8 protein-coding genes are annotated in these 9,073 nt (G+C 73.6%); 2 read left to right on the top strand and 6 right to left on the bottom strand.

Annotated features, from left to right (window positions below):
• Window positions 1-128: 128 nt before the first annotated feature.
• Complete coding sequence (locus tag E1265_RS28560) at window positions 129-752, bottom strand: nucleoside/nucleotide kinase family protein (protein WP_132933884.1); 624 nt, start codon at window positions 750-752, stop codon at window positions 129-131.
• Window positions 753-843: 91 nt separating this feature from the next.
• On the opposite strand from E1265_RS28560, the gene E1265_RS28555 reads away from it, so the two are divergent.
• Together E1265_RS28555 and E1265_RS28550 are read left to right on the top strand one after the other, a co-directional pair.
• Window positions 844-1,839 (top strand): ATP-binding cassette domain-containing protein, encoded by a 996-nt coding sequence (locus E1265_RS28555; protein WP_132933883.1) that lies wholly within the window; start codon window positions 844-846, stop codon window positions 1,837-1,839.
• Complete coding sequence (locus E1265_RS28550) at window positions 1,839-2,615, top strand: ABC transporter permease (RefSeq protein WP_132933882.1); 777 nt, start codon at window positions 1,839-1,841, stop codon at window positions 2,613-2,615. Before E1265_RS28555 ends, E1265_RS28550 begins: the two co-directional genes overlap by 1 nt.
• Window positions 2,616-2,644: 29 nt before the next feature.
• Here E1265_RS28550 and E1265_RS28545 read toward each other — a convergent pair whose 3' ends face one another.
• The 5 genes from E1265_RS28545 to E1265_RS28525 form a co-directional block, all read right to left on the bottom strand.
• Window positions 2,645-3,151, bottom strand: coding sequence for a GNAT family N-acetyltransferase (locus E1265_RS28545; RefSeq protein WP_132933881.1), 507 nt, complete (start codon window positions 3,149-3,151; stop codon window positions 2,645-2,647).
• A 129-nt stretch (window positions 3,152-3,280) separates the two neighbouring features.
• Window positions 3,281-4,375: a rhamnose ABC transporter substrate-binding protein gene (gene rhaS, locus E1265_RS28540; protein WP_132933880.1), complete on the bottom strand. Its 1,095-nt coding sequence runs from the start codon at window positions 4,373-4,375 to the stop codon at window positions 3,281-3,283.
• Window positions 4,376-4,567: 192 nt separating this feature from the next.
• Window positions 4,568-5,593, bottom strand: coding sequence for an ABC transporter permease (locus E1265_RS28535; protein WP_132933879.1), 1,026 nt, complete (start codon window positions 5,591-5,593; stop codon window positions 4,568-4,570).
• Window positions 5,583-6,638, bottom strand: coding sequence for an ABC transporter permease (locus E1265_RS28530; RefSeq protein WP_132933878.1), 1,056 nt, complete (start codon window positions 6,636-6,638; stop codon window positions 5,583-5,585). Before E1265_RS28530 ends, E1265_RS28535 begins: the two co-directional genes overlap by 11 nt.
• Window positions 6,635-8,155 carry a sugar ABC transporter ATP-binding protein gene (locus E1265_RS28525; RefSeq protein WP_132933877.1) on the bottom strand — a complete coding sequence of 507 codons (1,521 nt, stop codon included), beginning with the start codon at window positions 8,153-8,155 and terminating at the stop codon, window positions 6,635-6,637. Before E1265_RS28525 ends, E1265_RS28530 begins: the two co-directional genes overlap by 4 nt.
• Window positions 8,156-9,073: the final 918 nt, after the last annotated feature.

Raw genomic sequence — 9,073 nt, 5'->3', positions numbered from 1 at the left:
CCTCCCCGCCGCGTATCGGCCACCCGCTGTTCACGCTACTCGCGGAAATGTCCCCGCCGGCCCCGTGGTTGGCTGCGAAACCGTCACACCAGGGCGCACGCCGGCGCGTTGCCCGGCGCCCGAGGCGGTCAGGCGGTCAGCGACGTCACCACCAGGTGGCAGCGGTCCCGCGACCGCTCCACGAGATCGGCGTTGGGCCGGTCGTTGCCGTCGATCCACGCCCTGGCCGCCGCCTCGTCCCGGCCGAATCCCGTGTGCCGGCGCATCAGGCGCGCGTCGCGCAGGTCCGCCGCCGCGTCCACGTACCAGACCTCGGCCATCAGTGACCGCGCCTCCCGCCAGCCCGGCAGGTCACAGGCCAGGTAGTTCCCCTCGGTCACCAGCAGTGCCGCCCCGGCCGGCACCAGGTGGCGGGCCGCGACCGGCTCGTCGAGCGACCGGTCGAAGTCCGGCACGTACGCCTCCCTTGACGGCTCGCCGACCAGCCGGCGCAGCAGCGCCTCGTACCCCCAGACGTCGAAGCTCGGCTCAGAGCCCTTCCTGGAGCGCAGCCCGAGGCGGTCGAGCTGCGCGTTGGACAGGTGGAAGCCGTCGAGCGGAACGTAGGAGGCCGCGTCGCCGAGCGCGGCCGTCAGCGTCTGGGCCAGCGTCGACTTGCCGGCCCCCGGCGGCCCGGCCAGACCGAGCACCGTCCGCGCCGCGCCGCCGCCCGCCAGTGACCTGGCCCTGCCCACCAGTGCGTCGAGATCCATGGCCGGCACCCTACGGAACTCCGGATGCGCCGCGCCCGGCCCGCCCGCAGAATGGTGACCGCTGGCCAGCGAGACCGGAAAGGCGCCGCCCATGCCGGTGATCGAGACCCGTGGGGTGACCAAGAGCTTCGGCGCCACCAAGGCGCTCGACGGCATCGACATCTCCGTGGAGCGCGGTCGGGTGCTCGGGCTCCTCGGTCCCAACGGCGCCGGCAAGACCACCCTGGTGCGCGTCCTGACCACCCTGCTGCGGCCGGACTCGGGACGGGCCAGGGTCGCCGACTGCGACGTCGTCAAGGACGCCGCCACGCTGCGCTCCAGGATCGGCCTGGCCGGCCAGTACGCCGCCGTCGACGAACTGCTCACCGGCCGCGAGAACCTGGAACTCGTCGGGCTGCTCTACCACATCGGCCGGGCCGAGCGCCGCCGGCGGGCCCGCGAGGTGCTGGAGGCGTTCGCCCTCCAGGACGCCGCCGACCGCCCGGTGCGCACCTACTCGGGGGGCATGCGCCGCCGCCTGGACCTCGGCGCCTGCCTGGTCGGCCGGCCGCCCGTGCTCTTCCTCGACGAGCCCACCACCGGTCTCGACCTGCGCACCCGCAACCAGCTGTGGCGGTTCATCAGGGAACTGGTCGCCGGCGAGACCACCGTGCTGCTGACCACCCAGTACATGGAGGAGGCCGAGTTCCTCGCGCATCACATCGCCGTGCTCGACGACGGCCGGGTCATCGCCCAGGGCACCGCGGACGAGCTCAAGTCCCAGGTGGGCGGCGACGTCCTGGACGTCCGGGTCACCCGCCGCGAGGACCTGTCCCGGGCCGCCGAGGTCATGTCACGGGTGGCGGGCGCCGACGCCCAGACCGAGCCCGAGTCCCTGCGGGTCACCGCACCCACCACCGGCGGCACCGACGCGCTGATCGCCGCCGGCCAGGAGCTCGGCAGGGTCGGCGTCCCGCTCCGCGACCTGGCGCTGCGCCACCCCTCGCTCGACGACGTCTTCCTGACCTTCACCGGCGCCTCAGGCGACGAGCCGCCCGACGAACCGCCCGACCTGAGCGCCAGCCGCTCCCCCGAAGGCGGGGGCTGATGGCCGCCACCAACCCGGCCGTCGCGGCCCGCGACATCGCCGGCATCGCGGGACGCAACCTGCGGCGCCTGGTCCGCACCCCCCAGCTGCTGGTCTTCACCGCCATCCAGCCGGCCATGCTGCTCCTGCTGTTCCGCTACGCCATCGGCGGCGCCATCGCCATCCCCGGCGCCTCCTACGTCGACTACGTGGTGCCCGCCGTCTTCCTTGAGGCCGTGATGATCGGCGCGATGGCCACCTCCATCGGCCTCGCCCAGGACCTGCAGAGCGGCATTGTGGACCGGTTCCGCAGCCTGCCCATGGCGCGCTCCGCCGTCCTCGCCGGCCGTACCCTGGCCGACCTCGCCCGCAGCGTGTTCGCCCTCGGGCTGATGGTGGGCCTCGGCACGGCCGTCGGCTTCCGGTTCCACGCCGCCTTCCCGTCGATCGTGCTCGGGCTGCTGCTCGCGCTCGTCTTCGGCTACGCGTTCTCCTGGATCTACGCCACCATCGGGCTGCTCACCAAGGACCCGGAGACCGCCCAGGTGGCGGGCATCCTGCCGTTCTTCATCCTGGTGTTCGCCAGCTCCGCGTTCGTGCCGGTGGCCACCATGCCCAGCTGGTTGCAGCCCTTCGCCCGCAACCAGCCGGTCAGCGTCACCATCGACGCGCTGCGCGCGCTGTTCGGCGGCGGCCCCGCCTTCCACCACGTGTGGCTCTCGCTGGTCTGGGCCGCCGGGATCTTCCTGGTCTTCTTCCTGATCGCCGCGCGGCTCTACCACGACCTCACGGACTGACGAGAGGCGTCGCGGCCGGCATCGCGGTGTCACAGAGCCCGGCGCATGCACACCCGGGGCCACCGGTCCAGGCCGTGCGCCGCTTCGCGCTCGCGGATCTTCCGCAGGCCAGGAGTCAGCCCGCCGCCGTCCAGGAGCGCGAAGCCACAGCGCGCGTAGTAGGGGGCGTTCCACGGGACCTCGCCGAACGTGGTGAGGGTCAGGGCCGGGACACCCTCGCGCGTGGCATGGGCCGCCAGATGGTCGAGCAGCGACCGGCCGATCCCGCGCCGCGCGCTGTCCGGGTGCACCGAGACCTGCTCCACGTGGAGGTTGCCGTCGACGCGGTCGGCGATCAGGTAGGCGATCGGTGCGTCGGCGTCGTCGACCAGGACCCAGGCCAGCCCGGCGTGGTGGTAGCGGGCCAGCTCGTCGAGCGGCAGCGGCTCGTCCTCGGCGATCTCCGGCATGCCGATGTCGGCGAAGAGCCGCCCGGCGGCCCTCTCGATGTCCTGAAGTACGGGCAGTTCGTCCGGACGCACGGCTCGGATACGCATGCACGCATTCCCCCACAGCACGCCGGATGGCGCCACCGATTAAGGAACCCCGTGCCGGCGGGCTCGCCGGCGGCCGCCGCGGCGCCGTCGCGCCCCCGAGTCGGAGGCTCGACGGCGCCCGGCCGCGGTTCAGAAGTCGAACTCGTCGATGTTCTCCGCGTCGAAGACCGTGGGCGGGCCGAGCACCACGACCCCGTCAGCGCCCACCTCGTACTCGCCGAGCTCGCCGGCAGTGAACGTCTCGCCCTCGGCCCCCGTGATCTGCCCGGAGGCCAGCGCGGCTCCCGCGTAGGCCGCCAGGTAGCCCAGGTCGGCCGGGTCCCACAGGGCGAACGACTCCACCGTGCCGTCGGCCACGAACTCCCGCATCTGGTTGGGTGTGCCGAGCCCGGTCAGCGCCACCTCGCCGCGGTACTCGGAGCCCGACAGGTAGCGGGCCGCCGCCGCGAGCCCCACCGTGGTCGGCGACACGATGCCGGCCAGGTCGGGGTAGGAGCGCAGCAGGCCCTGGGTCTCCTGGAACGACTTCTCGTCCTCGTCGTTGCCGTAGGCCACGGTCACCAGCTCGATGTCCGCGTACTCGGGCCTCGCCAGTTCCTCCTCCATCAGCTCGATCCAGGTGTTCTGGTTGGTGGCGTTGGGGGTCGCGGACAGGATGGCGATCTGCCCTGAGCCGCCGATCTGCTCCGCGATCAGCTCGACCTGGATCTGGGCGATCCCCTCGGCCGTCGCTTGGTTCACGAACAGGTCGCGGCACTCCGGGCTCGCGTCGGAGTCGAACGTCACCACCCGCGCGCCGGCGTCGCGGGCCGCGTTGAGCGCCCCGCACACGGCGTTGGGGTCGTTGGCCGCCGTCACGATCACGTCGGTGCCCTGCTGCGAGAGGGTGTTGACGTAGCTCACCTGCGAGGAGGCGCTGGCCTCCGAGGGGCCCACCTCCTTGTACTCGCCGGCGAACTCCTCGACCGCTGCGCGACCGCCCTGGTTGGCGACCGTGAAGTAGGGGTTGTTGACCTGTTTGGGCAGGAAGGCGACGCTCAGCCCCTCGACGAGCGGCGCGTCGGGGTCGGCCTCGGCCGTCGAGCGGGCGTCCCCGCCGCCCGACTCCTGCTCGCCGCGCGTGGTGCCCGAGCAGGCGGCCGTGGCGAGCAACGCGACGGCCGTGACGGCCGCGACCGCTCCGCTGCGCGGCAGACGCCGGTGCCATGGGGTGTGCGGGTACATCAGACCACTTCCTTCCGTACGGGGCAGAGCGATTCCGGTGCGTGGGGGGCTTGGCGCCCTGTCAGGGGCCGGGCGGTTCTCCGGCCCTTCGCAGGGCGGGGCCGTGCCCCGCGGCGGCTCCGCCGCGCGGGCCGGCCGTCCGCCCGGCGGGCGGGCCGGCTCCCGTCACGTGGCGGGCGGGCCGGCTCACCGTCACGTGGCGCGCCGGCGCCATCTGGCCCGGCCAAGCGCCACGGCGTTCGGCACCACGACCGAGGCGATCAACAGCGAACCGGTGACGATGTCGAGCGTGTCGGCCCGCACGTCGGCGAGTTGCAGCGCGTTGCGCAGCGTCGCGAGCAGCAGCACCCCGGCGAGCACGCCGAGCAGCGTGCCCCGACCGCCGAAGATGGACACCCCGCCCAGCAACACCGCAGCCACCACGGCCAGTTCGAGCCCCTCACCGTTGTCGGCCCGGGCGCTCGCGTAGCGCAGCGTCCAGTAGACACCGGCCAGACCCGAGACCGCGCCGCTGGCCACGAACAGCCAGAACCTGGCCCTGGCCACCGGGACACCGGCGAACGCGGCGGCCTCGGCGTTGTTGCCGATGGCGTACAACTGCCGCCCGAACGGCGTCAGGTGCAGCGTCACGCCGAAGCCGACGGCGAGCACGAGCGTGATCACCATCGCCCAGGGCAGCGCCCCGCCGGCCACCGTCTCGGAGGCCGCGCTCGTCCAGTCGGTCGGGAAGTCGGCCACCGCCTGGTCGCCGAGCACCACGAACGCGAGACCTCGGTACGCCGCCAGCGTGCCGATGGTCACGGCGAGCGACGGCAGTCCGAAGCCGGTGACGAAGAGCCCGTTGACCGCGCCGAGCAGCGCCCCGAGCGCCACCACCGCCACCACGATCAGCTCGAGCGGCCAGCCCGAGAGCCACAACTGGCCCATCACCGCGCTGCACAGGCCGAGCGTGCTCGCCACTGACAGATCGATCTCACCCGTGATCACCACGAGCGTCACCGGCAGCGCGATCAGCAGCACCGCCACCGCGTCAAGCAGCAGGAACCTGGCGTTGCGGGCCTCGGCGAAGCCGTCCACGCCGAGGCCCGCGCCCACCACCACGAGCAGCAGCGCCAGGACGACCGCGCTCTCCCACCGCACGAGCGACGGCAGGCCGCCCCGCCGAGCCCGGCGGTCCCGCGCCTCCTGGGAACTCGCGTAGAGCGTGTCACGCACCATCGAAAACCCTCCTGCCCCGCCGGCCGGCCACGCGGGCCGCCAGCAGCCGATCGAGTCCGATCGCCGCGAGGATCAACCCGCCCACCACGGCCTGCTGCCAGAACGGATCCACCCGCAACACCGCGAGCGAACTGCCGATGGTGGTCAGCAACAGCGCGCCGAGCGCCGCGCCGTACACCGTCCCGCTGCCACCGAAGATCGCAACCCCGCCGACCACGGCCGCGGCCACCACCTGGAGTTCGAGCCCGGTGCCCACCGTGGCGTCCACCGTGCCGAACCTGGCCGCGTGCAGCACCCCGGCGAGCCCGGCGAGGGTGCCGCTCACCACGAAGGCGCCGAACACCCGCCGTCCGACGGGTATCCCGGAGAGCCGGGCCGCCGTCGGCTCCGAACCGATCGCGTACAGCTCCCGACCGCCCCGGTACGAGCCCAGGTAGCTCCCCACCACCGCGAGCACCGCGACCGCGATCAACGCGAGCACCGGCACGCCGAGCAGCGTGGCGGTGCCGAAGTCCAGGAAGCCACGCGGCATGTCAGCGGCGTTGATCTGCTCTCCCGCCGCCCAACTGTGGTCGACGCCGCGGAAGACGTACAGCGTGCCCAGCGTGATCACCAACGCCGGCACCCGGGCGGCGGCGATCAGCGCGCCGTTGACCACCCCGCACACCGCGCCGAGCGCCAGCCCCGCGAGCAGCGCAAGCGGGATCGGCGTGCCGGGCGCCGAGGACATCAACTGGCCGGTGCCGAAGGCCGCGAGGCCGAGGACCGAACCGACCGACAGGTCGATGTTGCGGGTCACGACGACCAGCGTCTGGCCGACCGCGAGCACCACCAGGATCGCGGCGCTCAGCAGCACGTCCTGGATCGACTGGGACGACAGGAAACGGGAGTTGGACGCCGCCGTCACCGCCACCAGCACGACGAGCGCCAGCAGCACCCCCAACTCCCTGGCCGCGCCGAGCCGACGCAGGCCGCCGCCGCGGCGCGGGCGCGCGGACCGCTGGCTGGGCGGGGCCACCGACGCGTCCGTACCGGTCGCGCTCATGCCGCCACCCCCCGCTGCCCGGTGGCCGCGAACATCACCGACTCCTCGGACGCCTCGTCCCGCGACAGCTCGGCGGTGATCCGGCCCTCGCGCATCACCAGCACCCGGTCCGCCATGCCGAGCACCTCCGGCAGTTCAGAGGAGACCATCAGCACCGCCAGGCCCTCGCCGGCGAGTTGGGACATGGTCCGGTGCACCTCCGCCTTGGTGCCGACGTCGATGCCGCGGGTCGGCTCGTCCACGATCAGCACCCGCGGGCCGGTCGCCAGCCACTTGGCGAGCACCACCTTCTGCTGGTTGCCGCCGGAGAGCGTGGCCACCGGATCGGCGAGCCGACCGAACCGCACCCGCAGCCGCTCGGCCCACTCGGCCGCGGCCCGCCGCTCGCCGCCGCCGGTCAGCAGGCCGAGCCGGGTCAGGTGACGCAGCCGGGTGAGGGTGGCGTTGCGCTCGATGGAAAGCTCCATCACCAGCCCCTGCTGACGGCGGTCCTCGGGCACCAGCGCGAGCCCAGCGGCCATCGCCCGGGCGGGTGAGCCCGGGGCCAGCCGGCGGCCGGCGACGTGGACCTCGCCGGTGTCGTAGCGGTCCACGCCGAAGACGGCCCGCACCACCTCGCTGCGGCCGGCGCCCACGAGGCCGGCGAGCGCCACGATCTCGCCGGCGCGCACCGAGAAGCCGACATCGTGGAAGACGCCCGCCCGGCCAAGGCCGCGCACCTCGAGCACGGTCTCGCCCGGCTCGGTCTCCTCCTTCGGGAACAGCGCGGCGATGTCCCGGCCGACCATCCGGCGCACGACGGTCTCGGGCGTCACGTCGGTGACGGGATCGGTGGATACCCAACCGCCGTCGCGCAGCACGGTGATGTCGTCGGAGAGCGAGAAGACCTCGTCGAAGCGGTGCGAGATGAACAGCACCGCGGCGCCGCGCCGGCACAGGCCGCGGACGACCGCGAACAGCCGCTCCACCTCGACGCCGGAGAGCGCGGCGGTGGGCTCGTCCATCACGAAGACCCGCGCGTCGACGGACAACGCCTTGGCGATCTCGACGAGTTGCTGGTCCGCGATGGAAAGGCCGCGGGCCGGCCGGTCGGGATCGACGGTGACGCCGAGCCGCTCGAAGAGCCGGACGGTGGCGGCGCGTAGCGCGGCCCGGTCGATGCGGCCGAGGCGGGTGGTGGGCTGGCGGCCCATGAAGATGTTCTCGGCGACGGACAGGTCGGGGAATAGGGTGGGCTCCTGGTAGATGACGGCGATCCCGGCGGCCAACGCCGCGGCCGGCTCACCGAGCCGGGTCGGCCGCCCGTCGAGCAGGACGGCGCCGGTGTCGGGTTGGTGGACGCCGGCCAGCATCTTGACGATCGTCGACTTGCCGGCGCCGTTCTCCCCGACGAGGGCGTGCACCCGGCCGGCCTCGAGTAATAAGGACACGTCCCGCACGGCGGCGACGGATCCGAAGGACTTGGTTACCTCGCGTAGCTGGAGCACGATACTCCTTCTCGCGGTGAAACGATTCAACCTCGCGCGTCGAAACTAGGGGCACGTGGTGCGCATGTCAATACGTCGTCCTCGGGTCGTCCTCGGGCCGGACGGGCCTGAGCGCTGGGGTGGCGTCCCGCCGCGCCGCCCTTGGCGGGCGGCCGTTACGGTGTGCCGTCGCGCCTGGGGCGGGCGAGGACGCCGCAGCCGCACTTCGCGGCGACGCGTGCCGGACGCGGTGCGCAGTCCACCGCCTCGACGGCCTTCGGCCGTCAAGAAACCGCCGCACGCCCCACCGGCGATCGGCCGTCGCGGCTGGCGCGGCGTTCTTCGGGTGTGCCGCCTTGACCGGCGTCCGGTAGCGGGTCGTTGGGGATCGAGCTTCGCAGCCGGCCTGGCCGTCGCGCCGCCGGCGTCGGGCAGTGGGCTGTTGAGGGGCCGCACGTTGCGGCGTTTGTCGCAGGCAGTAGCTGCGTGTCGCCGTGCTCGGCGTCCGGCAGTGGGTTGTTGAGGGGCGCGCTTCGCGGCCGGGGGTCGGCTGGCGCCGCCTCCGTCGCGCGTCGGGCGCGGGTGGCTGTGCTCGGCGTCCGATAGCGGGTTGTTGAGTGACTGAGCCGCGTCGCCGGTGTCCGGCAGCGGGCCGTCAGGAGGGCGCACTTCGCGTTTGTGGTTCGGGTGGTGCCCGGGTGCGTCGTGCGGCGGGCGTGTGCCGGCTGGTGTCGGGCAGCGCGTTGCCGGCGGCCGGCAGCAGGCAGTCGAGCGGCCGCGCTTCGCGGCCCCGGTGATCGGCTGGTGCGGCGGGTGTGCCCACTGTTGCCGGCGGCAGGTCGTTAAAGGGCCGCGCCGCCGGCCGCCGGCGCAGCCGCCTGGCGCGCCGCCGCCGCCGCGGCTCCGCGGCTCCGCGCCGTCGTCAGGGCTGGCGTTCGCCCTTCGCGTAATGGTGGGGCGGGGCAGGGG

It is taken from the genome of Streptomyces sp. 8K308 (assembly GCF_004348315.1).
Classification (GTDB): Bacteria; Actinomycetota; Actinomycetes; order Streptomycetales; family Streptomycetaceae; genus Streptomyces.
The sequence above is the reverse complement of the archived record's forward strand: the minus strand, read 5'-3'. Positions and strand labels throughout refer to the sequence as shown.

Excerpts from the sequence above, each read along its gene's own strand:
- rhaS (WP_132933880.1), bottom strand. The coding sequence starts at position 4,375 with ATGTACCCGCACACCCCATGGCACCGGCGTCTGCCGCGCAGCGGAGCG.
- E1265_RS28535 (WP_132933879.1), bottom strand. The coding sequence starts at position 5,593 with ATGGTGCGTGACACGCTCTACGCGAGTTCCCAGGAGGCGCGGGACCGC.
- E1265_RS28530 (WP_132933878.1), bottom strand. The coding sequence starts at position 6,638 with ATGAGCGCGACCGGTACGGACGCGTCGGTGGCCCCGCCCAGCCAGCGG.
- E1265_RS28560 (WP_132933884.1), bottom strand. The coding sequence starts at position 752 with ATGGATCTCGACGCACTGGTGGGCAGGGCCAGGTCACTGGCGGGCGGC.
- E1265_RS28555 (WP_132933883.1), top strand. The coding sequence starts at position 844 with ATGCCGGTGATCGAGACCCGTGGGGTGACCAAGAGCTTCGGCGCCACC.
- E1265_RS28545 (WP_132933881.1), bottom strand. The coding sequence starts at position 3,151 with ATGCGTATCCGAGCCGTGCGTCCGGACGAACTGCCCGTACTTCAGGAC.
- E1265_RS28550 (WP_132933882.1), top strand. The coding sequence starts at position 1,839 with ATGGCCGCCACCAACCCGGCCGTCGCGGCCCGCGACATCGCCGGCATC.